Here is a 26,515-nt window from a genome sequence, read left to right on the forward strand (position 1 = left end):
GATGCCGACCGAAGTCATTCTTCCCAAGGTCGACATGGACATGGCGACCGGACAGATTTCGCGCTGGTTCGCCGAGGAAGGCGCGCACGTCAAGAAGGGCGACGTGCTGTTCGAGATCGAGACCGACAAGGCGGCGATGGAGATCGACGCCCCGGCCAGCGGCGTCCTGCGCGATGTCACTGGCAAGGAAGGTGTCGATATCGCGGTGGGTGCGGCTGTTGCCTGGATCTATGCTGATGGGGAGGCGTATGGGGACAAGGCGCCAATCTCCCCCCTCGAGGGGGAGATGTCGGCGAAGCCGACAGAGGGGGTCGTCTCAGGAGGCACCGCTCCTGCGTTGAGCCCGGTCGAACCGACCCCACCCGACCGGCCCGCGGCCGGCCACCCTCCCCTCAAGGGGGAGGGGGACGTGCTGCGTTTGTTCGAACCTGGCTCCTACGAACTCGTCCCGCACGACAATATGCGCAAGACGATCGCGCGCCGCCTCGTCGAGGCCAAGACCACCATCCCGCATTTCTACCTGACGCTCGACTGCGAGCTCGATGCACTCTTGGCATTGCGTACGCAGATCAATGCCGCGGCTCCGGTGAAGAAGACCGAAAAAGGCGAGGCGCCGGCCTACAAGCTGTCGGTCAACGACATGGTCATCAAGGCGATGGCGCTGGCGCTGAAGGCGGTGCCGGATGCCAACGCCTCATGGACCGAAAGCGCCATGGTCAAGCACAAGCATGCCGATGTCGGCGTTGCCGTGTCGATCCCCGGTGGCCTGATCACGCCGATCATTCGGCATGCGGACGAAAAGACGCTGTCCGTGATCTCGAACGAGATGAAGGACCTGGCAAGCCGCGCCCGCAGCCGCAAGCTGAAGCCGGAAGAGTACCAGGGCGGCACGACGGCGGTGTCGAACCTCGGCATGTTCGGCATCAAGGACTTTGCCGCCGTCATCAACCCGCCGCATGCGACGATCCTGGCGGTCGGTGCCGGCGAGGAGCGGGCGGTGGTCAAGAACGGCGAGATCAAAATCGCCACCGTGATGTCGGTGACGCTGTCGACCGATCACCGCGCAGTCGATGGAGCGCTCGGCGCCGAACTGCTGGTCGCCTTCAAGCGGCTGATCGAAAATCCGATGGGCATGCTGGTCTAGGCCCTCTGTCGCAAGCCGATGCCGAATGGTATGCCGGCTTACGAGGGAAATGACTTGTCAGGCGCTGACCCTTGACCCATCTTCTCTGTGGACCGCGATCCAGGGAGGCCAGCATGCCCGCATTCGACCCATCTGATGTCAAAACCCTGTTTGGCAAGGTCATGGGCGCCTCGCCATCCGACATCAAGCTGGTGGCGCAGCGCCTGCACGACCATGCCTTCGAACCGCGCATGTCGGCGGAAGAGACGAAGCAGCTTGTCGCAAGCCTCGGCTACGACAGCCTGGATGCATTCTGTGCCGATATCGGGCTGCCCATGCATATCGCCGAGCGGTGGAGCCGTTTTGGCGTTTCCGGCGAGATGAAGCAGGTGTTCACGCTGCTGGCTGCCCAGCGCAAGCGGGTGGCCGAGGCGATCGCCGAGTTCGAATCCATGACCCATGTCGGCGTCGAGGATTTTTTGCGCGAACGCGGACTTATCTAAACCAAACTGTCTGGGTGGAGGTCGCCTCAACCGGCCTTGGCGAGCAGCGCTGCGGCCGTGTCGCTGTCGGTGATCAGCACATTGGTGCTGACGGCCTTCAGCGCGGCGAGGATCGCGGCAACCTTGCGTTTTCCGCCGGCGGCCAGCACGACATTCGGCACCTGGCCGACCATTTCGAGATCGATGGCCATGACGCGCCCATTGACCTCGTGGTCGACCAGCCTGCCCGCGGCATCGACGAAGTAGCACAGCATGTTGGCGACCGCGCCTTTCGCCTTCAGCGACGCGATCAGCGACGACGGCACGATGCCGTGCCGGAAGATGGTGGCGTCCGGCGACATGTCGCCGACCGTGAGCAACGCGATGTCGGCGGCGGCCGCGCGCTGCCGCACATCCTGCAGGGTTGGTTGCGCCCACAGGAGATCGCGAAGCGAGGGATCGTCGACCGTCACCGGCGCGGTGATCTGATAGCTGTCGACCTCGAAGACATCGGCGACCTTGGCGGCGACGATCGACGGGTTGATCCATTGCGAATGCGGCAGGCTGCCGACCAGCGCCACCACCGAGGCGCGCTTCAACTGCCGGCGGGCGAGAAAGCCCAGGCTGGCATGCAGCGTCGCGCCGCCGCCGATGGCGAGCGTCATGCCGTCCTGCATCTGCTCGCCGAGATAGGCGGCGACGGCATGGCCGATCGCCTTTTCCAGATGGTCCTGGGCCGAGGGCGTCGGAATGACGACCGCGGCGTTGAGGCCCCAGCGCTTCTCAAGCGCTCGTTCGAGCGCCACCTGCTCGGCGGTCGGCGCGTTGATCATGGTGACGACGATGCCTTCGGCGGTGCAGGCGGCCAGCGTGCGCATGACCTTCACCCGGGAGACATCGAGCTTTTCGGCGATCTGTTCCTGCGTGAAGCCTTCGACATAGTAGAGCCAGGCCGTCTTGACGTTGAGATCCGACGACACCATCGGCAGGCGGGCCGGTGTGGGTTTTTGCGTGGGCATGTCTTCTGGTCCCTCATCAGCCGTGGCCGGGCCGCGTTCTCCTCATCGGAGAAACGCCGGCCGGATGTCAACCGGATGCCGGGTTGCGGCATGCCGATTGTTGCACATCTCTGTTCATTTGTAATTGACATTGTACATATGAACATATTTTGTGGGTTTCACGCGCTGTGTCATCCACCAGTCATATGCGCCGTGCAGGGAGGAAGAGACGGGGAGCCGGCCAGGGGCCGGACCGGTCATGCACAGACAAGACAGGAGGTCTCATGAAGACGCACTTCATCAAGCTGCTGGCCAGCCAGCTGGCGCTCGCGGCAACTTTGTTTGCCGGCGCGGCAAACGCCGAAACACTGACGCTCTACACATCGCAGCCGGAGGCCGACGCGGCCAAGACCGTGGACGCCTTCAAGAAGGCGCAGCCCGGCATCGACGTGACCATCTATCGCTCCGGAACCAGCGACATCCTGACCAAGATGGCGGCCGAGTTCGCCGCCGGCAGCCCGCAGCCCGACGTGCTTTTGATCGCCGACGCGGTCTCGATGGAGCTTTTGAAGAAGGACGGCCGGCTGATGGCCTATCCCGAGGCCAAGCTCGATGGCATCGAGGCCGACACCTATGATTCCGACAAGACCTATTTCGGCAGCAAGCTGATCACCACCGGCATCGTCTACAACACCGCTGCCGCCGAAAAGCCAGAGCATTGGGCCGATCTCGCCAAGCCCGCCTATGCCGATGGTCTGGTCATGCCGAGCCCGCTCTACTCGGGTGCCGCCGCCTACCTGCTCTCGGGCTTCGTCGGTGACGCCAACTATGGCTGGGATTTCTTTCAGAAGCTGAAGACCAACAACACCGTCAGCGTGCGCGGCAATGGCGCGGTGCTGAAGTCGGTGGCATCGGGCGAGAAGCCCTATGGCATCCTGGTCGACTTCATGGCGATGAATGCCAAGAAGAAAGGCTCGCCGGTCGAGTTCGTGTTCCCCAGCGAGGGCGTGCCTGCAGTGACCGAACCGGTCGCCATCATGAAGACCGCCAAGAATGTGGACGGCGCCAAGAAGTTCGTCGACTTCATTCTTTCCGATGATGGCCAGAAGCTGGCGCTGTCCATGGGCTACCTGCCGGCGCGCGCCTCGGTCGGCCGTCCCGACTGGCTGCCGGAAGGCGTCAAGGTCAAGGTGATGGCGTTCGACACCAAGGCGATCGTCGCCAAGACCGACGCCGACAAGGCAAAGTTCTCCGAACTGTTCGGCGGCTGAGCCGGCAATCGCTTCGGGATGCCGTCTCAGCGGCATCCCGAAGCGCTACGAACAAAGCCGATCGCGGATCGATCCCAGGAAAATCAATCATGTCCACACGGATAAGGGAAAGTCGGGGCCAGGAAATGGCCCTGACGGCGGCGGTGGCCGTCGTCATCGTACTGCTTTCCCTGTTGCCGATGCTGCGGCTCGTCAAGGAGATCGTGGCGCCCGGCGGCACGATGTCGACCGTGGCCATCGAGGCCGGGCTGAGAAGCCCGGCGACCTGGATCGCCACCTGGCATACGCTGGTCGTCGGCATAGGCGGCACCCTGCTTGCGGTGCTGTCGGGAACGCTGGTGGCAGTTCTCGTCTCGCTGACGGACATTCGCGGCCGAAGCGCCCTGGTGCTTTGCTACGTCATGCCGCTGATGATCGCCCCGCAGGTGACGGCTCTGGCCTGGCTGCAATTGTTCGGCCCGGCCAGTCCGTTTCTCAAGCTATTCGGCGCGGCACCGCCGCTCGGCACGAAAAATCCACTCTATTCGACATCGGGCATCATTCTGCTGCTCGGCGTGCAGTATGGTCCGCTGGTCTTCCTGCTGGTGCGTGCCGGCCTGCGCAAGCTGCCGCGCGAACTGGTCGAGGCGGCGCGCGCCGGCGGCGCCGGCTGGTTCACCGTGCTGGTCACCATCGTGCTGCCCCTGATGACGCCGTCGATCATGGCCGCGGCGGCACTGGCCTTCGTGTCCTGCGTCGGCAATTTCGGCATCCCGGCCTTCCTCGGCATTCCCGCCAACTATCTCGTGCTGCCGACGCTCATCTACCAGAAGCTGGCCGGCGGCGGCCCCGCCGTGCTTGGCGAAACGGCCTTTCTTTCGGTGCTGATCGGCGTCATCGCCATGGCGGGCATTCTCGCCCAGGAGCTCATGAGCCGCCGCCGCGACTACCGCATCAGCTCCACCTCGCTGTCGGCCGAACCCTACGAGCTTGGCTGCTGGCGCCCCGCCGTCCAGGCCGGCATGTGGCTGCTGATCGTGCTGGTGCTATTCCTGCCGCTGTTCGGGCTGATGCTGACCTCGCTGGTGCCCGGCTACGGCATTGCGCTCACCGCCAAGACGGCGACGCTCGACAATTATCGCTTCGTGCTATTCGAGCACGATGCGGCGAGCCGCGCCTTCTTCAACAGTTTCTGGCTGTCGATCGCGACGGCCTTCTTCGCGGTGCTCGTCGCCGTGCCGATCGGCTATCTGATCGCTTGGGGCAAGCAGCGCTGGGTGCGGCTGCTCAATCTGTCGGTGGAACTGCCTTATGCCTTGCCCGGCGTGGTGCTGGCGATCGCCTCGCTGCTGCTCTTCCTGCGACCGATCCCGCTGACCGGCATCCAGCTCTACAACACGGTCTGGATCATCCTCTACGCTTACCTTGCCCGCTTCCTGGTGCTGGCTCTGCGGCCGACCATCAGCGGCTATCACCAGATCGACCGGGCGCTGGAGGAAGCGGCGCAAGTGGCGGGCGCCGGGCTGTTCACGCGCATGCGCACCATCATCTTTCCGCTGGTGGCACCAGCGGCGATCGCCGGCGGACTGCTGATCTTCATGACGGCGCTCAGCGAACTCACCGTCTCGGCGCTGCTGTGGTCGTCCGGGTCGGAGACGATCGGCGTGGTGATGTTTTCCTTCGAGCAGGGCGGCGATTCCAACTACGCGGCGGCGATGTCCGTCATCACGGTCGCGGTCACCTTCGTGCTGATGCTGGTGACCAATCTGCTTGCCCCTCATCTTCCGAGTGGAGTTCTGCCATGGCGCGACTGACCCTGGACCATGTAACCAAGAGCTTCGCCGATTTCGACGCCCTGAAGGACGTATCGATCGACGTCGCCGACGGCGAGTTCCTGGCGGTGCTCGGGCCGTCCGGCTGCGGCAAGACCACGCTGCTGCGGCTCGTCGCCGGATTCGAGAAAGTGACGTCAGGCGAGATCCGTATCGGCAGCCAGATCGTGTCGGCCAAGGGCGGCAGCGTCGCGCCGGAAAAGCGGCGCGTCGGCATCGTCTTCCAGAACTACGCGCTGTGGCCGCATATGACGGTCGCCGAAAACATCGGCTATTCGCTGAAAGTGGCGAAGCTCGACAAAGCGGCGGCGCGCCGGAAGGTCGAGGACGCACTCACCCTGGTCAACCTGCAGGGCTTGGGCGAGCGCAGGCCCGCCAATCTCTCCGGCGGCCAGCGTCAGCGCGTTGCCTTGGCGCGTTGTCTGGTCGCCGCGCCGTCACTGGTGCTGTTCGACGAACCGCTCGCCAATCTGGACGTGCATTTGAGAGCCTCGATGGAAGACGAGTTCGCCGCCTTCCACAAGCGCACGGGCACGACCATCGTGTACATCACCCACGACCAGGCCGAGGCGATGGCGCTGGCCGACCGCATCGCGGTGATGGATCATGGGCGCCTTGCGCAGCTGGCGACGCCGCGCGAGCTCTATCATGAGCCGGCAAATGAGATGGTGGCCTCCTTCATTTCGCATGGGATTTTGCTTCCTGCCGATGTGCTGAGCGCCGAAGATGCCGGTCACTGCAAGGTCAGGGTTCTCGGAGCCGAGTTGGTCGTTCGCTGCCGGGCCGGTGAGCAGCCACGCGCCGGCGCAAAGATATGCTGCCGCTCGGCCGATCTCGACGTTTCGCCTGACGGACCCGGCTTTGACGGCCTCGTCAAGCGGGTGATCTACCAGGGTGGTGCCGCGCGCATCGAATTCACGCCTTCCGCCGGTCCCGATCTCACCTTGCATTTCGAACAGCCCGATCCGGTGATCCTGGAGAGCGGAGCCCAGGCACGGCTGCGCATAAAGTCCGGTTGGCTGATCCCGGGGGCAGCATCGTGATGATGCTGGACTTGCTTGGCGGCTTTGGCGAAAAGGGCCGCACCAGCCTCGCCGTCAGCAGCGGCAGTGATCGCATCCTGCTCGATATCGGCATCAAGGTTGGTGCCTCGGGGGCGGAATACTATCCGGCGCTCGACGGGTCGGTCGCCGACATCGACGCGGTCTTCGTTTCGCATGCGCATGAGGATCATGTCGGTGCGCTGAGCTGGCTGCTGTCGCGCGGCTATGCCGGCCCGATCTTCGTGACGGCCGAGACCCGCGACGAGGCGCCGGCGACACTTGCCGCCTATGCCGATCCCGCGGACTTCAAGCGTTTTCCAATTCCAGACGATCGTATCGAAATCTTCGAACCCGGCGACACGCTGAAAAGCGGCAATTTGGCGATCAGGACGGGACGGTCGGGGCATGTCGTAGGCGGCGTCTGGTTCGCCGTCGATGACGGGAAAAGCCGTGTCGCCTATTCGGCCGACGTGGTGCCGGACAGTAGCGTCTTCGTCATGGATACGATCCCGCACTGCGATCTTCTGGTCTTCGATGCCTCCTACGGCGCCGACCCTGTGCCGGGCGCGGCGCGGGCGCGCGAAATCTCGCAGTGGGTGGCAAGGCATTCAGATGGGTGCCTGCTGCCGACGCCGCTGTCGGGACGACCGCTGGAGCTGATCGCGGCCTTGCCGGGGCCGTTTGCCGTTCACGCCGGCATGCGCTTATCGCTGGAAGCGCAGATCGGCGCCACGGGGGCCTTGCTGCCAGGCGTTTCCGAACTGCTGCGTGCCCGCTTGGCAAGCGCCACCGACTGGACCGATGCCGATCCTTTGCCGGCCTTGCCGCTGCTCGCGGATGACGGCATGGGTGCGGCCGGTCCGTCGTCGCGCCTTCTGCCGCGCGCCGAACAGGCCGGGTTGCCGGTGCTGCTTACCGGACATCTGCCCGCCGGTTCACCGGGCGATCTCCTGCACAAGGCCGGCCGTGCCGACTGGGTGCGCATGCCCACCCATCCGACCCTTTCAGGCAATGTCGGTATCTGGGAGAAGGCGGGACGGCCCGAGGCGCTCGGTCATTCCTGCACCACCGATCTCCTGGATGACCTGAAAACCCACATCCCGTCGCTGCGCACGCAATGCCGTACCGGCCAGCGCATCGCGGTGCCGGCTCTAAATCAAGGAGATCGAGCATGATGTCGTCCGAAAAACCGCTTCACACTTTTCATGCTCTGGGGAGCGAACAATGAGAATCCTGATCTGCAACGATGACGGCATCGAAGCGCCGGGACTTGCCCGTCTCGTCAACGCAGTCATTGGTCTGAGCGACGATGTCTGGGTGGTGGCGCCCGATGGCAAGCGCACCGCCGCCGGATCTTCGCTGACGATCGCGAGACCTTTGACGATGCGGCGCGTCAAGCCGAATTGGTACTCCTGCTCCGGCACGCCGGCCGATTGCGTGGTGAGCGCGATGACATGGCTGTTTGCCGACGAGAAGAAGCCGGACCTCGTGCTGTCGGGCGTCAATGACGGCCGCAACGTCGCCGAGGATCTCGCCTATTCCGGCACGCTCGGCATTGCCCGGGAAGCGACCTTCTGGGGCGTCCCGGCGATCGGCTTTTCGCGTGTGAAGAATCCTGATTTTACCGATGGCGACGACCACTGGCTCGGCACGTTGATTGCTTCATTGTGGCAATCGCGCTGGGATTGGACGAGCGAGGGACATTGGCTCAGCGTCAACCTGCCGACGGCGCTGCCGGCCGAGATCCGTCAGCCACGCATAGGCCGCGACAAGATCGGCCGGACGGCCGAAATCCTGGAGAGCGACGGCGATCGCACCGTCATCACCGTGCCGCGCGGTCGTGCCCATGCAAGCGAGCCGGGCGACGAGAACGCTGCGATCGATGCCGGCTTCGTCAGCATCAACCGGCTGTACTGGTTTGGCGAAACGCCGCTGGACGAACGGTTTCTCGACGGGATCGCGAGCCAGCGGCAAGCTGGCTGATCCGAGGTCTGGATCGTCGAGCCGCTTGAACCGTGCCAGCACTTTGGTCTCTCCGGCCCGCGACCGTGGATCACCAACCTGTCAGCGGCTAAATCGCGTCAATCCAATGCTTATGCTTGAAGCCGCCGTTATTTCATTCCACATCGGGCGCAATGAACGGCAAGATACGAGAATGGTTTCGCAGTTGGCGATGGGCCTTGGCCGCATCGCTGATCCTGCATGCCTTGATCGCAGGGTTCTTGTTTTTTGGCCTGCCGAGATCCGAGCAGCAGCCGGATCAGCAGGAACAGCCCGTCAATGTCGCGATCGTGCCGCCGCCCGAGATGCCCAAGCCGAAACCTGCCCCAAAGCCGCCGGAGCCGACACCTGAAAAGAAGGCCGAAAAACCGCCTGAACAGAAGCCGCCTCCGGAACCGCCGAAACCGCCAAACGACCAGGTTCTGAAGCGCGTTTTCCAGTACGGCCAGAAAGATACCGGGCCGGAGAAATCGCTCGACGGTAGCAGCGCCAAGCCCAACACGCCGTCGCCGGCCAAGGATGAGGCGGCGAAGCCGCCTGTAGCACCCACACCCACGCCAACCCAGCCCGCCCCGGCTGCAACGCCACAGCAGAAGGCGGAGCCCAGCAAGTCTGATGAGAAGCCGGCCACCGTTGCGCCGGACGAAAAGCCCGCGCAAAGCGAGGAGAAGCAGGCGGCCGAGGATACTGACAAACAGCCGCCGGAGGTCGCACCGCAACCCGCCGAAAAGCAAGCGGTCGTGACGCCAAAGCCATTGGAGGCTGAGACCGGTGGTAAGCCGGCGCCTCCAGCCTCGGCCGAAAAGGCAAAGCCCAAACCTTCAAAGCCTATGAAGTTCAAATCCGCAAGAGCCTTGAAGGCCCCAGGCGGGAATGCAGGGAAGCCAGGTTCGACGAACAACGAGGTTGCGGGATCGCCGGTCTATTCCGGCCTTCCGGGCGTTAGAAAGCTTTACTCGCAGGGGGCAACCGGCAATGCGTTCGCCACAAGCTCCATGGAGAACGTGCCGCGCGATCAGCGCATTGCCAACCTTTGCGCCAACGTACTGAACCAGGAATTGCAGCAGGCCGACTATTCTCCCAAATGGCTGCCAACCATTCCGCTTAAGGCAGGCAACGTTCTCAGCCGACCGGAGGCGGCCTTCAGCACGATGACCACTTGGTACCAGCTGAGCTTCCGGTGCGAGGTCGATACCGAGGCGACGAGGGTCTTGTCGTTCAACTTCCGTGTCGGCCCTGTGATCCCACGCAGCCAATGGCCGCGGCCTCTCTAGAATTGCTCTAACCGCCAGCCTAGGCCGGCACGCCGAGCCCAGATAATTGCCGGCTAACTTCATGCCAGTCGGCGCAGACGAAATCGGCGCCGGCGGCCGTCAGCCGCGCGCCATGCTCGGCATAGGTATGGCCGCCGCCGGTGTAGCCGATCGCCGTCATGCCGGCGGCGACCGCGCCCTGGATGCCGAAGGGCGAATCCTCGATGACGATGCAATCGGCTGGATTGGCGCCCATCCTGGCGGCGGCGAACAGGAAGATGTCCGGCGCGGGCTTGCCGTTCTTGACCATCGAGGAACTGTAGATCGCGTCGCCGAAAAACCCTGCCAGGCCGGTGACGGTAAGGCTGTGGTTGATGCGCTCGACCGACGATGACGAGGCAACGCAGCGGTCGCCCTCGAGCGTTTCCAAGAACGCGGCAATTCCTGGTGTCGGCTTCAATTCCTCGGAGAACAGGATCTTGGTCTCGGCCCAGATGTCGCTGGCCGCCGAAGCGGGAAACTGGTGGCCGGTTAACTCTTTGATTCGAATGATAATGTCGGACTGCTTCATGCCGACGCACTGGGCGATGATGCCGCCATGGACGCCGGGCATGCCGTGCTTTTCATAGACGCGTTCATAGGCCCTGGCGGCCAGCGGCTCGCTGTCGACGAGGACGCCGTCGCAATCGAAAATGATGGGCCTTGGTCGCGCCACGCGCTTCTCTCCGGACTCGATTTCGCACATCGCTATCGGCAAAAAGTCAAATGTTCAATAGCGCGATGTTTGTGGTGGGGTCAAAGCTGGCGCAGCGCGTCGCTGGCGCGGGCGGATCCGAGCGCCCGTTGCATGGCTTGCCGGGACTGCGCGCGGTCCGGCGTGATCCAGTTCGGTTCCGCACCCAGGAAGCGGTCGAGGAAAGCCACCGCATAGGCCGGCATCTCGGTGACGTTCTCGCGATAGGACCACCAGGTACGCAGATCGTCGGCACATTTGTCGATGCTGGGTGCCGTGCCGAATTCCTGCTCGTAGATCGCCGAAATGACCGAGACGCAGTAGTTGGTGTAGAGGAACCCTTCCGGCCAGAAGCGGATGATTTCCAGCGTGCCGGCGTTCTGGTCCGTCTCGATGAGCTGCTCGAGGCCCGAGATTTCCCTGGCCGGTGCCTGCTTGATCAATTCGCGCAGCACGAGGCCGGCGGCAAAGACGATGAAGTCGGCGCGGTCGACCGCGGCGAAGCGCTTCTGCTCTTCCATGATCTCGACCCAGTCGAGAAAAGCCCGGGTCAGCTTCGCCTCGTCGATCTCGAAACGCACGCCGAACGTGTCCGAGACCACCTTGGCGCTGCCGCGGAAGGTGGCGCGGAACCAGCGCAGCTGCCGCAACCGGTGGCGCAGGTCGGGCATGAGGGCCAGTTCGTCCCTGAAGGGCAATTCCATTTCACGCATCCCGTTTCGTCACAGGCTAGCACAGCCATGCCGCCGCCGAAATCGGCCGACGGCCCTGTGGATGACCGTGACCAGGGTCAATATCATACATATTGACATTCGAGGAAACAAATGTTCTCACTTTGCTGTTGTCGCGCGCCGGTCCAAGGTGAGCTTCAACTGAGGCTTCGGGAGGAGAACCGAATGGCGATTTGGCAGTGGGGACTGCTTCTGCTGGTTATTGTGTGGGCGCTGCAGTCGCTCGGCGTCTGGCTGCAGATGCGGCACTATTCGGATGTCTTCCGCGGTGTCACCGACCAGTACAAGGATGGCTTTGTCGGAGCCGGCAATTTTCGCGGCCGGCTGGCCAAGGGCACCATCGCGCTGGTCGTGGTGACGCCTGACTTGGTCGTGCGCCGCGTGATGGTGATGAGCGGCCGTTCCGTCTTCACCAAATTCAAGAGATTTCAAGAATTCGAGGGCGTTGCCCCCCCTCGACTCCGGTCCAACCCTGCAATCATGGGGGAGGGGGAACCCGGTGTGGCCGAGGCCGTGAAGCGCGCGATCGAGCAGATCGACAAAGCACGGTCGGAGCCGGGGAAGAAGCCGGGCCTATCCGGTTTGAACGTAGCAAGGGCCTAAAGCACGCCGCGCACCGACTGGGATAAACCGGCGGGCGGCATAAGGAGGAGAAATGTCTGTATTTTCGTTGTTGGCGCAGCATGCCGACATGGCCGTGCACAATCTGCATGTCGCAGGTGCCATGGTCTCGGATGCTGCTTTGCATGGCAAGCTCGCCGTCGAGCATGCCTCCGACCATCTCGTTGTCCTCGCACAGGCGGACAGCGGACCGATCACAGTCGATCAGTTCAAGGAAAAGCTGAAAGAGGTCCAGCAGGAAGAGCAGCTCGGCTGGCTGACCGCCATCGGCAAATACTTCATTGGCATCTTCCAGAAGGGCGGCGAAGTGTTCGCCGGCTTCGTCACCGGCATCATCCCGACGCTGGTGGTGCTGATGACCGCCTTCTACGCCGTCACCGAGCTGGTCGGCGAAGAGCGCGTGCACGGCCTGGCGCGCGGCGCCGGCCGTATCGCGCTGACGCGCTACACGCTGCTGCCGCTGCTGGCGGTGTTCTTCCTCACCAATCCGATGGCCTATACGTTCGGATCGTTCCTGGAAGAAAAGCACAAGCCGGCCTTCTATGACGCGGCCGTGTCCTACGTGCATCCGCCGCTTGGCCTGTTCCCGCACATCAATCCCGGCGAATATTTCGTCTGGGGCGGCATTCTCGTCGCGCTTCTGGAGCTGGAAAAGAAGGGTGCGGTCGTTGCCGGTTACCACGTCAAGGTGGCGATCTGGTACGCCATCGTCGGCCTCGTCGTCATCCTGCTCAAGGGCATGCTGACCGAGCGCATCACCGCCATCATGGCACGCCGCCAGGGCGTCGAGTTGTAAGGGCGGGAGGACATCATGGCCAAGACATACAAAGCCGTACGCATCTCCAGGGGCAACACAGGCTGGGGCGGCCCGCTCGTCATCGAGCCGACAGCGCAGCGCGACAAGGTGGTCTCCGTCACCGGCGGCGGCATTCATCCCGTGGCCCAACTTATCGCCGACATGACCGGCGCCACGGCCGTCGACGGCTTCAAGGCGCCGCCGGTCGAAGGCGAGATGGCGGTCGTCGTCGTCGACTGCGGCGGCACCGCTCGCTGCGGCGTCTATCCGCGCAAGCGCATCCCGACCGTCAACCTGACGCCGGTCGGCCAGGCTGGGCCGCTCGCCCAGTTCATCACGGAAGACATCTACGTTTCGGGCGTGAAGCCGGCCAACGTCACAATGGCGGACGGATCCGAAGCGGTCACCACTGCGGGGGGAGCAGCATCGATGAGTTCGAACAATAACACTGCAGCCGCGGCACCACAGCCGCTGCCGAGCGAAGGCGGGCTTATCGGCCTGATCAGCTCGATCGGCCGCGTCATGGGTCGGGTGGTCGGCATCTTCTTCAATTCCGGCCGCCGCACCATCGACCAGGTCGTCCGCAATGTGCTGCCGTTCATGGCCTTCGTGACCATGCTCATCGGCCTGATCCTGTACACCGGCATCGGTGACGTGCTGGCCCAGCCGATGGGACCGCTGGCCAACAACATCGTCGGCCTGCTGATCATCTCGGCAATCTGCGGCCTGCCGTTCCTGTCGCCCATCCTCGGGCCAGGCGCGGTCATCGCGCAGGTCATCGGCGTCGCCATCATCGGTCCGCAGATCGCCAATGGTACGATTTCGCCGGCGATGGCTCTGCCGGCGCTGTTTGCCTACAACACCCAGGTGGGCTGCGACTTCGTTCCGGTCGGCCTGGCGCTGGGCGAAGCCAAGCCGAAGACGATCGAAATCGGTGTGCCGGCGGTGCTCATCAGTCGCCAGATCATGGGTCCGGTCTCGGTGCTGATCGCCTGGATCGTCAGCCTGATCGTGTTTTAAAAAGGCAAATTCCGGGGAAAGTGTTCCACGGTTTCCCGTCCGGAATTGCTTCAAAACAAAAGACATGGAGTGGCTCGCCGTTTCCATAAAACGATGAGCCACTCTCAGAAGAATTGAAAAATGAGGTTCGCCATATGACGGTTCTGTTGAGAACACGGGTCACTGAAATCGGCCCCGAAGTGGCGGATCTTGCCGAAGGGGGCGTGGTCATCCTGTTCGCGGATGGCTCGCCGCCGGAGCTGGCCGAGGTTTCCGTGCTCCACAAGATGGAGCACGGACCCAGCGACGGCGCGCCGCAAAAGGGCGCGTCGATCACCCTTGGCGACGTTTCCGCGACCATAACCGCGGTCGGCTCCAGCGCGTGGAGCAAGGTCCTCGAGATGGGCCATGTCGTCATCTCGTTCAACGGCGCCAGCGAGGCCGAGAGGCCGGGCGAGATCTGTGCATCGCCGGTCGATACACAAGCGCTCGTGGCGGCCCTGAAGACAGACGCGATCATCACCATCGCCGCCTGAAAGCATTCGCGCCGCTGCCCGTCTGGTCATGGCGCTAGGAAAAGCAGAGTATTTGCCATGGAACGCTCGACCATCGTCAGAGTGCATGAAGGTTTGCACGCCCGCCCCGCCACGCGGTTCGTCAAGCTCGCCAAGGGTTTCGAATCCGATGTCGAGCTGGTCAAGGACGGCAAGGCGGTCAGCGCCAAGAGCTCCGTCAAGCTGATGCTGCTGGCCGTCAAGGAAAACCAGGAAGTCACGGTGCGGGCGAATGGCGCCGACGCCATCGAGGCCATCGAGGCGCTGATCGGCTATCTGGAAAACCCCAAGGCCGGTCTCGACGATGAAGAACCGCAGACCCCGGCGAATGATGCCGCACCTGCACCGGCGCCTCAACCGGCGCCGGCCGCATCCAGCGGAGCAAACAGCTTGCGCGGTGTCGCTGCGAGCGAAGGGGTCGCCATCGGGCCGGCCTTCGCGCATTTCCCGCCCGACATTGCCGGGCAGGGCCGCATGTTGCAGGCCGACGAGATCGCCGGCGAGATCGACAGGTTCCGCTCCGCCATTGCAGCCGTCCAGGCGCGCATGGACCGGGCGTTGGCGCAGGACAGCCTGTCGGCCGGAGATCGCGGCATCGTCGCCGCGCTCAGGGATATCGCCGCCGACGACAGCCTGACCGGCGAGGCCGAAAAGGCCATCAGGGGCGGCAATGACGCGGTTTCGGCCGTCATCACCGCCGCCTCTACCATCGCCGCCGATTTCAGCGCCGTCGACGATCATTATCTCAATGCCCGGGCCGACGATGTCCACGCCGTCGGGCGGCAGATTTGCCTGGTGCTGCTGGGCCAAGACGACGTCAGCCTCGAAAACATTCCCGAAGGCGCCATTCTCATCGCCGACGACATCGGCGCCTGGGATCTGGCGCGCGCGCCGCTGAAACGCATCGGTGGGGTGGTTTGCGGCCATGGCGGCGCCACCTCGCACATCGCCATCATCGCCCGCTCGCATGGCATTCCGGCGGTGCTGGGCCTCGGCTACCAGGTCAATGCCCTGCGTGCCGCGCAAGAGGTGGCGCTCGATGGCAACAGCGGCCAGGTGATCGTCGACCCCAATGCGGCGGTGCGCGCCGATTTCGCCGGCCGCGTCGAAGCGGCGGCAAAGGAGCGTGCAGGGCTTAGCGTCTTCAAGACGGTGACGCCGAAGCGCGCCGACGGCAGGGTTATCGAGGTCGCGGCCAATATCGGCTCGCTGGAAGAGATCGAGGCGGCGCAGGAAGCCGGCGCCATGGGCGTCGGCCTGTTCCGCACCGAGCTTCTGTTCATGCGCCATATGCATCTCCCCTCGGAGGACATGCAGGCCGAGACCTATGCGGCGCTGGCCAAGGCCTTCGCACCCTACCCGGTCATCGTGCGCACGCTCGACATCGGCGGCGACAAGCCGATTGCCGGCATCGAATTCCCCGACGAGGAGAATCCTTTCCTCGGCTGGCGCGGCATCCGCATGTGCCTCGACCGGCCCGATATCTTCAAGCGCCAGCTCAGGGCGCTGCTCCGGGCAGCCGTGCACGGCAACATCAAGGTGATGCTGCCGATGGTGTCCGATATTTCCGAAGTCACGCGCACCCGCGCACTGGTCGATGAATGCGCCGCCGAGCTGAAGGCCGAAGGCGCACCTTACGCAACGTTCGACCTCGGCGTGATGATCGAGACCCCGGCCGCCGTGCTGATCGCGCCGGCGCTGGCAAAAGAAGTGGCCTTCTTCTCGATCGGCACCAACGATCTCACCCAGTACATCATGGCCGCCGACAGGCTGAACCCGACGGTGGCCAAGCTCAACGACGTCACCAATCCGGCCGTCATGTCGGCGATCGGGCTGACGGCCAAGGCCGGCGTCGCCGCCGGCATCATGGTCGGCATGTGCGGTGAGGCGGCCGGGCGGCCGGATCTCATCCCCACCTTCGTCGAGATGGGGCTGACCGAACTTTCGATGAGCCCGGCCTCGATCCAGCGCGCCAAGAAAACGATCATGGCCATCGCCGGGGACTAAATCCCTGAGCTACGGCAAATGCGCAAGCAGGGTGGCGAAGACAGGCGTCAGTTCATTGACCGGGCTCGCCCTGCCGCAGGCCTGAGCGATGCGGTCGTGACGTATATCGGCCGCCAGGATCGCGATCTCCAGCATGTCGGGCTCCGGCGCGCCGTCGCGGCCGGTCGTCGCCAGGCCGCAAGCCAAGACGACCGGTGCCAGACAGCTTATGTCGAGTGCCCGGTCACCCGCCGCCGTCGTTTCCGGGGCGGTTTCGCCAAAGCGGACCGGACGCTGGGCGAGGCACTCAACCAGCAGCGCCGAACAGGTGGCCGCGATCGCCTGCAGGCCGGCACCGGGCGCGGTCAGCGCGGCCAGCAGATCGCCATGCCGCTTGCGCATCGTGGCATGAACGGCGGCGAAATCGGCTTCATGGATACGGGCATTGTCGATCTTCAGCCCGGCAAGCACCGCCTTGGTCAGATAGTACATGTCGCGCCGGAACAGGCGCTCCGCGCTCAACTGCCGGTCCTCGTTTCCGGCCGGGAAATAGGTGCCGAGGCCCTTTACGGTCGTTCCGTCGACCTTGATCGGTCGCTCGTGCGGGACAAAGGATTCGGCGATCGACAGGGCTTCGTCTACGGCACTCGCGGCGTGGCTGAGCAGGCCTTCGATGCCTTTGCCCGGAAATGGCGGCAGATGGCTGGTGGCTTCGCGCAAGAGGCTGGCGTCGCCGGTGCCGTCATGGCGGCTCTGGCGGATGATGTCGCGGACTTCCCGCAACCGGTCCTTCAGGTTGACGCGGACATCTTCGGAGATTTGTCGGAGCATCGCGGGTCGCCTCGAAAGTGCCATGGAGGGCCGTCAGCAGCAGCCAGCCACCAACACTACATTGTTCCTATCGATTGGCAGATCAATAGGCGATACTAAAACGGCATGCAGAATCGGCAATGGCGTGCTGGTCCATCGCTGCGGGGGAGGAATGATTTGGGCAGGCGACGACAAACCGGAGAGGGGCGGGCCGACGAGGGGCGGATAGGAGCCGGAGCGACCGAGCAGGTCGCCAGCGAGAGCCGGACGGATCGCCTCAGGATCCGCGCCGCCTGGATGTATTTCGTCGAGCAGATGACGCAGAACGAGATCGCCGACGTGCTCGGCGTCGGCCGCGTCACCATCGTGCGCATGCTGGCAGAGGCCCGCGCGCGCAACGAGGTGAAGATCACCATCGAGAGCGAGCTCCTGGAGATCGTGCGGCTGGAGCGTGCGCTCGAAAGGACCTTCGGCCTGCAGCAGGCGCTCGTGGCGCCGCTGACGGCGGCCAATGCCGATCCGATCCCGGCAATCGCCGCCAAGACCGGCATGTTCCTGTCCGATGCGATGAAATCGGGCATGCGGGTCGGTGTCGGCTGGGGTGTAACGCTGTTCGACACTTTGCCGTTCATCAGCGCCAAGTCGCTGACCGATTTCAGCGTGATATCGCTGCTTGGCGGTGTTGGCGTCGCGCGCCGGGTCAACCCGGCCGAGTTCGCCTGGCGCTTCGCCCAGATCTTCCAGGGTGACGGCTATCTGATGCCGACACCGGCCGTCGTCGACAGCGTCGAGACCAAGATCGCGCTGGTCGAGCGCTGCGGCCTGCAGGAGATTTTCGAAATGGCCGACGCGCTCGATGCCGTCCTGCTGAGCGTTGGCGGCATCGCTTCGGCCACCACCTTCTCGCGCGGCGGCTTTCTCAAGGAAGCGGACCGGGAGGCCCTGCTTGCGCGTGGCGCGGTCGGCGACCTTCTATTCCATTTCTATGACCGCAACGGCGACCTGGTCGACCATCCCGTCAATAGCCATGTGATGTCGGTGGATGTCGATCGCCTGCGCAAGGCGCCGATCCGCATCCTCACTTCCGGCGGCGAGGAGAAGACAGCGGCGCTGCTCGGCGCCATGAACCTGATCGCGCCGACGATCCTGATCACCGACGAGGAAAGCGCAAGGCGCATGCTCGATGCGGTCAGCGGAAGCTAAAGGAAGCCGTGATGTAGTCCGGCCAGGCCTGCTGCTCGTCGAAAACGGCGGCAAGATCCGATGTGTCGGCCAGGATTCCGCTCAGCACCAGCGCCGTGGCGACGCCGGCGCCATTTCCGCCCGCAATGTCGTGCTCGACGCTGTCGCCGACGCAAACCACGCTGTCACGGTTCGGCGCGCCGGCCAGCGCCAGCGCGGCGTCGAAAATCGCCGGATAGGGCTTGCCGATGCGGGTGACGCTGCCGCCAAGGCTTTCATAGAGATCGGCGAGTTCCCCGGCGCCGAAGCGGGGTCCGACCGCTGTCAGCATGATCCTGTCGGGATTGGTGCAGAAGCATGGCACCTGCCGTGCCGCTGCCGCGGCCAGCAGCCTGCGGTAATGGTCGAGGTCGTAACGGTCACCCTCGCTGGCCGAGATCAGCACCAGTTCGGCGTCTTCGCCGGCCTCGGTCAGCACAAAGGGCAGGCCGTCGATCGCCGTGCGGTCGTTGTCGCGGCTGATCAGCAGGCATTTTGTCCCGGGCCGCAGCCTTCCCGATGCCGCCATGTCATTGAAGGAGCGCCATGCCACCTCGCCGGAGGACACAAAATGGTCCCAGCTTCCGGCGACGAAGCCGAGCTTGAGCAGGCGCTCCTCGTTGGGCCTGGCACGCTTGCCGGAATTGGAAATCAGCACCACCGTCTTGCCGGCGTGCTTCAGCGCCGACAATGCCGCCACCGCGCCGGGATAAGGGGCCTGGCCGTCATGCAGCACGCCGAACTGGTCGAGCAGGAAAACCTGATAACGCTCAGCCAGCGGCGCGATGCCGTCGAGACGTTCGATCCTTTTCGCGCTCATGCCAGCCCTGCCTTGGCCGCGCCCTTCAGCGCCAGCCTGGCGGTGCCGGCTGCAGCCTCGTCGGAGAGCGTGGGCAGGAAATCGACGCCGAGCTTGCGCTGCCGGATCGCCGTCCATGCCGGATTTGCCGCACCGCCGCCGACGCTCCTGACCGATGTCAGCGCAGGTGCGCCAAGCTCTGCCAGCCTGCTGTAGCCGAGCGCCTCGATCGCGGCCATGCCCTCCAACATCGCCTTGAGATAGTCGGCGTCGTCTGCCGGCCTAGGGGTGAGGCGCGGCGGCAATGCTGGATCGGCGATCGGGAACCGTTCGCCCGCCGTGCTCAGCGGATAATAATCGAGGCCAGTCTCGGTCGCAGGGTCGATCGCCGCGCTGAGTTCGATGATCCGCGCGAGCGGAAAATACTGAGCCAGTACCTTGCCGCCGGAATTCGAGGCGCCGCCTGCCAGCCAGGTGTCGCCGAGGCGATGGCTGTAGATGCCGAAGCGCGGCGCCGAGATCGGCCGGTCGGACAGGATCTTGATGGTCAGCGAGGATCCCAGTGCGGTGACGCCGTCGCCGATGGCCGTGGCGCCGGTCGCCAGGAACGAGGCGCAGCCGTCGGTGGTGCCGGCAACCACGGCCACATCGCGCGGCAGGCCGAACAGATCCGCCATGGCTGGGGTGAGGGTGCCGGTGATATCGCCGGGCTCGACCACGCGCGGCAGCAAGTCCATGTGCATGCCGGCGGCCGCGATCCAGTCCGGCCAGCGCCGGGCCTCGACGTCATAGCCCGTCTTCAGCGCGTTGTTCTCGTCGCTGACATCGAAGCGGCCGGACAGGTTTGCGGCAATCCAGTCGGCCTGGTGCTGCACCGCCGCGATGCCGGGCAGATGCTGGAACAGCAAAGCCTTGGCGAGGCCCGACGTCGCCCCGTGGGCGGCGCTAGCCTCCGGTGCCTCGCGCGCGATCGCGGCCAGGATACCGTCGTCGGCGACCTTGTCGTTGTACATCAGCGGTTCCGCCAGCGGCCGCCCGGCGACGTCGACCGGCAGCAGCGTGCCCGACGTGCCGTCGATGGCGATGGCGCGAACCGTGGCGCGGTCGATGCCTGAAAGCAGCTCCGTCAGCGCCGCCTGGACCGCTTGCCACCATGCCGAGGGCGCGCGTGGATCCTGGCTGAACGTGTCGAGGCGGACAGCGGACTGGCCGGCAATGGAAAAGTCCGGACGCATGGCGACGGCGCGCGCGCCCGACGTGCCGATGTCGATGCCGATGACAAGAGGCATCATGTCAGTCCTTTGCTAGCCGCCGGCCGCGTTGAGCTTCTGGCGATACTGCTCGGCGTCCCAGTTGACCAGTTCGTCGTTTTCGGCGGCGGTGAGATAGTTCAGCCGCGCCGCGACGTCGACGCGTGCCGTCACGTCGGCGAGGCAACGCTGCATGGCATCGGCGCCGGCGCTGGCGTCGCCGCGCATCAGGACGCCGGCGCCGGGAAACAGGATCGCCACTGGTGCGGCGCCGAGCCGCGCGACGACGCCGGCCGCGTCCTCGCCTGGCTTGGCCACGACCGAGCCCCGGCCGAGGAAGATGACATGGTCCGGATAGAGGCTGCCGGCCTCGGCCATGCGGCGGCTTTCCGGATCGAGCGCGACCGCATGCGCCTCGATATCCGCCGGCAATCGGTAGACGCTGTCGCCGGCAAGCGTTGTCAGGGCCACGATATCTGGCGCGGCGGTAACGCGTGCCGGCCGCGCCAGCAGCGACCGGACGCGGCGCAGCAGAAGGTCAGCCTCGGCCACGGTTTCGGCGGCGACGACCAGTCCGTGATTGCCAAGGATCAGCACATCGACACCGGGCCGCAGCTTCTCGGCAATGCCGCGGGCGAGCGGCAGACCTGGCCGGAAATAGGGGACATAGGCCCATTCGATGCCGTCCAGCCGCCTAGCGACCTCAGTCTCGCCATTGGCCTGCACGGCAAGCGAAATCGTATCGACGCAATGCACGTGCAGGACCACGCGCTGTGGCATCAAGGCATGCACCGTGGTCTCGATCGATGGGCGCAGGCCGCGCGGATTGAGTTCATCGATGGCAAAGGCCTGCGGCTTGTCGGCTGCCGGATTGCGCTCTTCGACCGCCTTGAGCAACGGCGCCATCGCTACCGGCACCATGATGTCGTCGCTGAGCGCATCCTTCAGCCATGTGCCCGAAGCCTTGATCCACAGCGTGTCGCCGGCCTTGAGCGAGGTGTTGCCGCCCGCCGCCTGGGTCATGTGCGGGTTCAGCCCGATGCCGGCTGAAAGCGCCCGCAAGGCTGCCAGTTCCTGTGCATCAGCCTGGTTTGCCATGGCGCCTTCTTCTCCCTGCACGAAATCCCGTCGCCGGGACCGACATTTGGCGGAGATATCGCAGATATGAGTGATCTACGTCAACAGTGATCTACTATCCTCAAAACAGCTTGCAATCCGACTAATGTTGAGTAAGTTGCGCCAATTGTCATGAAAAATGGCATTTCGGGAGGAAAGTGTTGAGCGACTTCGGCCGCCAGCGTCAGATCGTCGAACTGCTGCGGGACCGCCCGTTCGCCTCGGTGCGCGAGCTGCAGGAGCGGCTCGGCGTTTCGGCGGCGACGGTCAGGCGCGATATCGACAGGATCGATGAAGCCGGGGAAGCCCGGAAGGTCTATGGCGGCATCTCGGCGCTCGACGGCGCTTCCCATGCGGGCGTCGCCTATGCCCGGCCCTATGACGAGAACCGTGACCTCGCCGTCGAGGCCAAGCGGCAGATCGCGGCCGTTGCCGCTACCATGGTGCGCGACGGCGACGCGGTCATCGTCCATGGCGGCTCGACCTGTTTCCATCTCGGCGTCAAGCTCGCCGAGCGCAACATCCGGCTCTACACCAATTCGATGCCGCTCGCGGCCTATCTCAGCGACCATGGCCATTGCAGCCTGACGGTTGCCGGCGGCGAGTTGCATCGCGAGCCCGGCATCATCCATTCGCCGACCCAGGCCACCCTCTTCTACGCCTCGAAATTCTTTCTCGGCGCGCAAGGCCTCAATCAGGAAGGGCTGCTGGAATCGCACCCGCTGCTGGTGCGCTCCATCGTCGATCTCAGCCTGTGCGCCGACCAGATCGTGGTGCTGGCCGACAGCCGCAAGCTTTCCATCCACGCGCGCAATGTCTCGCTGCCCCTGTCGCGCATCGGCACGCTGATCACCGATGATGGCCTCTCCGATACCGATGCACGCATGCTGGAGGACGCCGGCGTCATGGTGCGGATTGCTTCCACCTTGGGAGCCGTCCCATGAAACTGGCGGTGCTCGACTTCGGCAAGACCAATTCGAAGCTGTTCGTCTTCGGCCAGGACGGACGCATCCTCGATGAGCGCCGGACCCAGCCGAAATGGACGCGCCAGAACGGCTTCAGCGTGCTCGACGAGGCCGACCTCCACGATTGGGCGCTCAGTGCCGTCACTGACGCGGTCGACAACCATGGTGTCGAAGGGATGATGGTATCCGGCCATGGCTGCACCTTTGCCCTGGTGGACGATAAGGCGCTGACGCACCCGATTCTCGACTACGAGCAGGAGCCGCCGGCCGAGATCGCCGCTCGGATCGATCCTCGCATTCCGGATTTTGCCGAGACGTTCTCACCGCGCCTGCCGCTCGGTTTCAACTATGGCCGCCATATGCTGTGGCTGCAGGAGGTCGATCCCGACGCATTCGCGGCGGCGACATCGATCCTCGGCTATCCGCAATACTGGAGCTGGCGTCTCGGCGGCAGGCCGGTTTGCGAAGTGTCCTATCTCGGCTGCCATTCGCATTTGTGGGCGCCGCGCAAGCGTGATTTCTCTTCGCTGGTGGATACCGAAGGCTGGCGCGGCCGGATGCCGGCGTTCGCGCGTGCCGGCGCCGTCATCGGCGAGCAGCGTCTGGGCGGCGCGGCGCGGCCGGTCGCCATCCACAACGGCGTCCATGACTCCAATGCTGCACTCCACGCCTATCGTCGGCAGGAACTTGGCCCACTGACCGTGGTGTCGACCGGCACCTGGGTCGTCGTGCTCAATCCCGACTGCCCGCTCGACGCACTCGACCAGGATCGCGACATGCTGGTCAATGTCGATGTCGACGGCGGCCCGGTGCCGACCATCCGCTTCATGGGCGGGCGCGAATTCTCCGTCATCAGCGATGGCTGGCAAGGCGCGATCCCGAATGGCTCGATCCAGCAGGCAATCGACGCAGGCATCATGGCGCTGCCGAGCTTCGCGCCGGGCGGGCCGATGCCGGATCGTCCCGGCCGGCTGCTTGGGCGCATGCCCGATGCCGGGGAGCGCGCGGCCGTGGCACTGCTCTATGTCGCACTGATGGTCGATCTCTGCCTCGACCTGATCCATTCGCAAAACACTGTCATCGTCGATGGCGGGCTGAACGTTGGCGGACTGCTTGCCGGACTGCTGGCGCAACTGCGTCCCGGCCAAGCCTTCATGCAGGGCGCCTCGCTGGAGGGCAGCGCCACGGGTGCGGCAGCGCTCGCCTTCGAGAGTGTCGGGCGTGAATTCGCCGCCGAGGTACCGGGACCGGTGACAGCGGCGCGCTTCACCGGCCTTGCCGGCTACCGCGACGACTGGCGCGATCTCGTCGCCGGCCGCGGCACGGCGGGCAAAGCGGTAGGAGGCGCGCGATGACCGCGACAGCCAAGCCCGAAACGACACGTCAGCCGGTGCTGGAGATGCGCCACATCTCCAAGACCTTCGGTGCGATCCGCGCCTTGCACGATGTCTCGCTCAGCGTCCATGCCGGCGAGTTGCACGCGCTGATGGGCGAGAATGGTGCCGGCAAGTCGACACTGATGAAGGTGCTGTCGGGCGCCTATCGGCCGGATCCGGGTGGCGAGATCCTGATCGACGGCGTGCCCGCGGCGACCGGCGATCCGATCAAGGCGCGCGCTGCCGGCATCGCGGTGATCTATCAGGAGCTGTCGCTGGCGCCCAACCTGACAGTGGCGCAGAACATTTTCCTCGGCAACGAGCCGCGGCGTTTCGGCATCGTCGACCGTGAGCAGTGCAACCGGCGCGCCAGCGAGATCGTCGGCAGGCTCGGCGTCTCCTTCTCGGCGCGCGTCCTGGTCTCCAGCCTGTCGCTCGGCGAGCGCCAGCTGGTCGAGATCGCCCGCGCTTTGTCGACCAATGCGCGCATCATCGTCATGGACGAGCCGACGACGTCGCTGACCTCGCGCGAGACCGACCGCCTGTTCGAGGTGATCGCGACGCTGAAGGCGCAAGGCATCGCCATCATCTACATCAGCCATCGCATGGAAGAGGTCTACCAGCTGGCCGACCGCGTCAGCGTGCTGCGAGACAGCGGCTATGTCGGCACGCTGGAGCGTGCCGATCTCAACGCCTCGCGCCTGGTGTCGATGATGGTCGGCCGCGACCTCTCGGCTTTCTACAAGAAGGACCATCGCCCGCCGGACGAAAAGCGCGCGGTCGCGCTCTCGGTGCGCGGCATGTCCGACGGTCGGCTGCTGAAGAACTGTTCGTTCGACCTCCACAAGGGCGAGGTGCTGGCCTTGGCCGGTCTCGTCGGCTCCGGCCGCACCGAACTCGCCCGGCTGATCTTCGGCGCCGACAAGCGCAGCGCCGGTACGGTTGAACTCGACGGCAAACCGATCTCCATCGGCTCGCCGCGCGAGGCGCTCGAGGCCGGCATCGCCTACCTCACCGAGGACCGCAAGGAACTCGGCCTGTTCCTCGACATGTCGATCTCCGACAATATCAGCATGGGCGTGCTGGCCAGGGACGCACGGGCGGGCGGATTCCGCGACTTCACCGCAGCCGATCGTCGCGCGGCAAAGGCCATTGCGGATCTCTCGATCCGAACCCGCTCGGCGCAGGCCAATGCCGGCTCGCTGTCGGGCGGCAACCAGCAGAAGGTGCTGCTCGCCCGGCTGCTGGAGACCGAGCCGAAGGTCGTCATCCTCGACGAGCCGACCCGTGGCGTCGATGTCGGCGCCAAGTCGGAGATCTACCGGCTGATCGACAACCTCGCCAACCAGGGCATCGCCATCCTGATGATCTCCAGCGAATTGCCCGAGGTGATCGGCGTCGCCGACCGCGTACTGGTGATGCGCGACGGCGCCATATCGGGCGAGGTGACGGCATCCGGGGGCGAGCCGCTTCGTCAGGAAGCGATCATGGAACTTGCGACGGGAGCGGCCCAGGAATGATCGACAGAACGACCGAGAAGACGACCGGGACGGCGGCAGTGGACCAGGCGGCGGTCAGGAGCCGGCGGCTGCGCACCGTTTTCGCCGCGCTGGGCATGCTGCCGGTGCTGGTGCTGCTGGCGGGCGGCTTCCAGTTCATCAATCCCCGCTTCCTCACCCAGACCAACTTGTTGATCGTCACGCAGCAATCGTCGATCAATATCGTGCTCGCCGCCGGCATGACCTTCGTCATCCTGACCGGCGGCATCGACCTGTCGGTCGGCTCTATCCTCGCCGCCTCGGCGATGGTGGCGGTGCTGGTGTCCCTGGTGCCGGACTGGGGCCTGCTCGGCGTGCCGGCAGCCATTCTCGTCGGCCTCGGCTTCGGCCTCATCAACGGGCTGCTCGTCGCCTACATCAAGCTGCCGCCCTTCATCGTCACGCTCGGCTCGCTGACGGCGGTGCGGGGCGTTGCCCGCCTGCTCGGGCAGGACACGACCGTGTTCAACTCCGACCTGCCGTTCGACTTCATCGGCAATGGGTCGCTGTTCGGCATTCCCTGGCTGGTGGTCATCGCGCTGGCGGTGGTGGTGCTGTCCTGGCTGGTGCTCAAGCGCACGGTGCTCGGCACCTGGATCTATGCCGTCGGCGGCAATGCCGAGGCGGCGCGGCTGACCGGCATCAAGGTGCCGCTGGTGCTGCTCTTCGTCTATGGCGTTTCGGGCCTGCTCGCCGGCCTCGGCGGCGCCATGTCGGCGGCACGGCTCTACGCCGCCAACGGCTTGCAGCTCGGGCAGTCCTATGAGCTCGATGCCATCGCCGCCGTGATTTTGGGCGGCACCAGTTTTGTCGGCGGCGTCGGCTCGATCTGGGGCACGCTGATCGGCGGCCTGATCATCGCCGTGCTCTCCAACGGGCTCATCTTGGCCGGTGTCTCGGACATCTGGCAGTACATCATCAAGGGATTGGTCATCATCGTGGCGGTCGCCCTCGACCGCTACAGGCTCCAGGCAGGGGCAAGAACGTGAGTGACCTGGTCGCCGGCGCAAATGCCGGCTTGTGTAACGCACCGTGAGA

At 64.8% G+C, this 26,515-nt stretch carries 25 protein-coding genes; 18 read left to right on the forward strand and 7 right to left on the reverse strand.

The window, feature by feature from the left end:
* Position 1 precedes the first annotated feature (1 nt).
* Entirely contained in the window at positions 2-1,144 is a 1,143-nt protein-coding gene (locus tag LB568_RS10295) for a dihydrolipoamide acetyltransferase family protein (RefSeq protein ID WP_224730035.1), read from the forward strand.
* A gap of 113 nt (positions 1,145-1,257) precedes the next feature.
* Complete coding sequence (locus tag LB568_RS10300; protein ID WP_013892722.1) at positions 1,258-1,626, forward strand: hypothetical protein; 369 nt, start codon at positions 1,258-1,260, stop codon at positions 1,624-1,626.
* 26 nt (positions 1,627-1,652) lie between these two features.
* Here the strand turns inward: LB568_RS10300 and LB568_RS10305 are convergent, their stop codons facing one another.
* Positions 1,653-2,624, reverse strand: coding sequence for a sugar-binding transcriptional regulator (locus LB568_RS10305; protein ID WP_224730036.1), 972 nt, complete (start codon positions 2,622-2,624; stop codon positions 1,653-1,655).
* Positions 2,625-2,887: 263 nt separating this feature from the next.
* Here LB568_RS10305 and LB568_RS10310 point away from each other — a divergent pair, with 263 nt between their 5' ends.
* From LB568_RS10310 to LB568_RS10335, 6 genes are all read left to right on the forward strand, one after another.
* Positions 2,888-3,874 carry an ABC transporter substrate-binding protein gene (locus LB568_RS10310; RefSeq protein WP_224730037.1) on the forward strand — a complete coding sequence of 329 codons (987 nt, stop codon included), beginning with the start codon at positions 2,888-2,890 and terminating at the stop codon, positions 3,872-3,874.
* 89 nt (positions 3,875-3,963) lie between these two features.
* Complete coding sequence (locus tag LB568_RS10315; RefSeq protein WP_013892725.1) at positions 3,964-5,667, forward strand: ABC transporter permease; 1,704 nt, start codon at positions 3,964-3,966, stop codon at positions 5,665-5,667.
* On the forward strand, positions 5,655-6,728 hold the full coding sequence (locus LB568_RS10320) for an ABC transporter ATP-binding protein (protein ID WP_013892726.1): 1,074 nt from the start codon (positions 5,655-5,657) through the stop codon (positions 6,726-6,728). Before LB568_RS10315 ends, LB568_RS10320 begins: the two co-directional genes overlap by 13 nt.
* Positions 6,728-7,903, forward strand: a complete 1,176-nt coding sequence (locus LB568_RS10325; protein WP_224730038.1) for an MBL fold metallo-hydrolase — start codon at positions 6,728-6,730, stop codon at positions 7,901-7,903. Before LB568_RS10320 ends, LB568_RS10325 begins: the two co-directional genes overlap by 1 nt.
* Before the next feature lie 49 nt (positions 7,904-7,952).
* Positions 7,953-8,711 (forward strand): 5'/3'-nucleotidase SurE, encoded by a 759-nt coding sequence (locus tag LB568_RS10330; RefSeq protein ID WP_224730039.1) that lies wholly within the window; start codon positions 7,953-7,955, stop codon positions 8,709-8,711.
* Positions 8,712-8,863: 152 nt separating this feature from the next.
* Positions 8,864-10,003, forward strand: coding sequence for a DUF930 domain-containing protein (locus LB568_RS10335; RefSeq protein WP_224730040.1), 1,140 nt, complete (start codon positions 8,864-8,866; stop codon positions 10,001-10,003).
* A gap of 19 nt (positions 10,004-10,022) precedes the next feature.
* On the opposite strand, the gene LB568_RS10340 is transcribed toward LB568_RS10335, so the two are convergent.
* Both LB568_RS10340 and LB568_RS10345 read right to left on the reverse strand, forming a co-directional pair.
* Positions 10,023-10,697: an HAD family hydrolase gene (locus LB568_RS10340; RefSeq protein ID WP_224730041.1), complete on the reverse strand. Its 675-nt coding sequence runs from the start codon at positions 10,695-10,697 to the stop codon at positions 10,023-10,025.
* Between the two features lie 80 nt (positions 10,698-10,777).
* On the reverse strand, positions 10,778-11,419 hold the full coding sequence (locus LB568_RS10345) for a hypothetical protein (RefSeq protein WP_013892731.1): 642 nt from the start codon (positions 11,417-11,419) through the stop codon (positions 10,778-10,780).
* 192 nt (positions 11,420-11,611) lie between these two features.
* Between LB568_RS10345 and LB568_RS10350 the strand changes: the two genes are divergently transcribed.
* From LB568_RS10350 to ptsP, 5 genes are all read left to right on the forward strand, one after another.
* Positions 11,612-12,049 (forward strand): transcriptional regulator GutM, encoded by a 438-nt coding sequence (locus tag LB568_RS10350; protein WP_224730042.1) that lies wholly within the window; start codon positions 11,612-11,614, stop codon positions 12,047-12,049.
* A gap of 52 nt (positions 12,050-12,101) precedes the next feature.
* A complete protein-coding gene (locus tag LB568_RS10355; RefSeq protein WP_013892733.1) occupies positions 12,102-12,863 on the forward strand; it encodes a PTS glucitol/sorbitol transporter subunit IIC in 762 nt (253 codons plus the stop codon).
* 15 nt (positions 12,864-12,878) lie between these two features.
* Positions 12,879-13,883, forward strand: a complete 1,005-nt coding sequence (locus LB568_RS10360) for a PTS glucitol/sorbitol transporter subunit IIB (RefSeq protein WP_224730043.1) — start codon at positions 12,879-12,881, stop codon at positions 13,881-13,883.
* A 134-nt stretch (positions 13,884-14,017) separates the two neighbouring features.
* Positions 14,018-14,398, forward strand: a complete 381-nt coding sequence (locus LB568_RS10365) for a PTS glucitol/sorbitol transporter subunit IIA (protein WP_224730044.1) — start codon at positions 14,018-14,020, stop codon at positions 14,396-14,398.
* 57 nt (positions 14,399-14,455) lie between these two features.
* Positions 14,456-16,423 carry a phosphoenolpyruvate--protein phosphotransferase gene (gene ptsP / locus LB568_RS10370; RefSeq protein ID WP_224730045.1) on the forward strand — a complete coding sequence of 656 codons (1,968 nt, stop codon included), beginning with the start codon at positions 14,456-14,458 and terminating at the stop codon, positions 16,421-16,423.
* Between the two features lie 9 nt (positions 16,424-16,432).
* On the opposite strand, the gene LB568_RS10375 is transcribed toward ptsP, so the two are convergent.
* The gene (locus LB568_RS10375) at positions 16,433-17,233 is read right to left on the reverse strand and encodes a hypothetical protein (RefSeq protein WP_224730046.1); all 801 of its coding nucleotides are present in this window, start codon (positions 17,231-17,233) and stop codon (positions 16,433-16,435) included.
* A 156-nt stretch (positions 17,234-17,389) separates the two neighbouring features.
* On the opposite strand from LB568_RS10375, the gene LB568_RS10380 reads away from it, so the two are divergent.
* On the forward strand, positions 17,390-18,415 hold the full coding sequence (locus LB568_RS10380; RefSeq protein ID WP_224730047.1) for a sugar-binding transcriptional regulator: 1,026 nt from the start codon (positions 17,390-17,392) through the stop codon (positions 18,413-18,415).
* Here the strand turns inward: LB568_RS10380 and LB568_RS10385 are convergent.
* The 3 genes from LB568_RS10385 to LB568_RS10395 are packed head-to-tail and all read right to left on the reverse strand — an operon-like array spanning position 18,402 to position 21,580.
* On the reverse strand, positions 18,402-19,253 hold the full coding sequence (locus LB568_RS10385) for a TIGR01459 family HAD-type hydrolase (RefSeq protein WP_013892739.1): 852 nt from the start codon (positions 19,251-19,253) through the stop codon (positions 18,402-18,404). The two genes, LB568_RS10380 and LB568_RS10385, sit on opposite strands and share 14 nt — an antisense overlap.
* Positions 19,250-20,524, reverse strand: coding sequence for an FGGY-family carbohydrate kinase (locus LB568_RS10390; protein WP_224730048.1), 1,275 nt, complete (start codon positions 20,522-20,524; stop codon positions 19,250-19,252). Before LB568_RS10390 ends, LB568_RS10385 begins: the two co-directional genes overlap by 4 nt.
* A 12-nt stretch (positions 20,525-20,536) precedes the next feature.
* Complete coding sequence (locus LB568_RS10395; protein WP_013892741.1) at positions 20,537-21,580, reverse strand: class II aldolase/adducin family protein; 1,044 nt, start codon at positions 21,578-21,580, stop codon at positions 20,537-20,539.
* A gap of 179 nt (positions 21,581-21,759) precedes the next feature.
* Here LB568_RS10395 and LB568_RS10400 point away from each other — a divergent pair, with 179 nt between their 5' ends.
* From LB568_RS10400 to LB568_RS10415, 4 genes are read left to right on the forward strand one after another with little or no spacing between them, the layout of a single operon-like run.
* A complete protein-coding gene (locus LB568_RS10400) occupies positions 21,760-22,542 on the forward strand; it encodes a DeoR/GlpR family DNA-binding transcription regulator (RefSeq protein ID WP_224730049.1) in 783 nt (260 codons plus the stop codon).
* Entirely contained in the window at positions 22,539-23,918 is a 1,380-nt protein-coding gene (locus LB568_RS10405) for an FGGY-family carbohydrate kinase (protein WP_224730050.1), read from the forward strand. Before LB568_RS10400 ends, LB568_RS10405 begins: the two co-directional genes overlap by 4 nt.
* Positions 23,915-25,459, forward strand: a complete 1,545-nt coding sequence (locus tag LB568_RS10410; RefSeq protein WP_224730051.1) for a sugar ABC transporter ATP-binding protein — start codon at positions 23,915-23,917, stop codon at positions 25,457-25,459. Before LB568_RS10405 ends, LB568_RS10410 begins: the two co-directional genes overlap by 4 nt.
* Positions 25,456-26,466 carry an ABC transporter permease subunit gene (locus LB568_RS10415; protein WP_224730052.1) on the forward strand — a complete coding sequence of 337 codons (1,011 nt, stop codon included), beginning with the start codon at positions 25,456-25,458 and terminating at the stop codon, positions 26,464-26,466. The genes LB568_RS10410 and LB568_RS10415 overlap by 4 nt, the downstream gene beginning before the upstream one ends.
* Positions 26,467-26,515: the final 49 nt, after the last annotated feature.

This window comes from Mesorhizobium sp. B263B2A, from assembly GCF_020165775.1.
In the GTDB taxonomy this organism is placed as follows: domain Bacteria; phylum Pseudomonadota; class Alphaproteobacteria; order Rhizobiales; family Rhizobiaceae; genus Mesorhizobium; species Mesorhizobium opportunistum.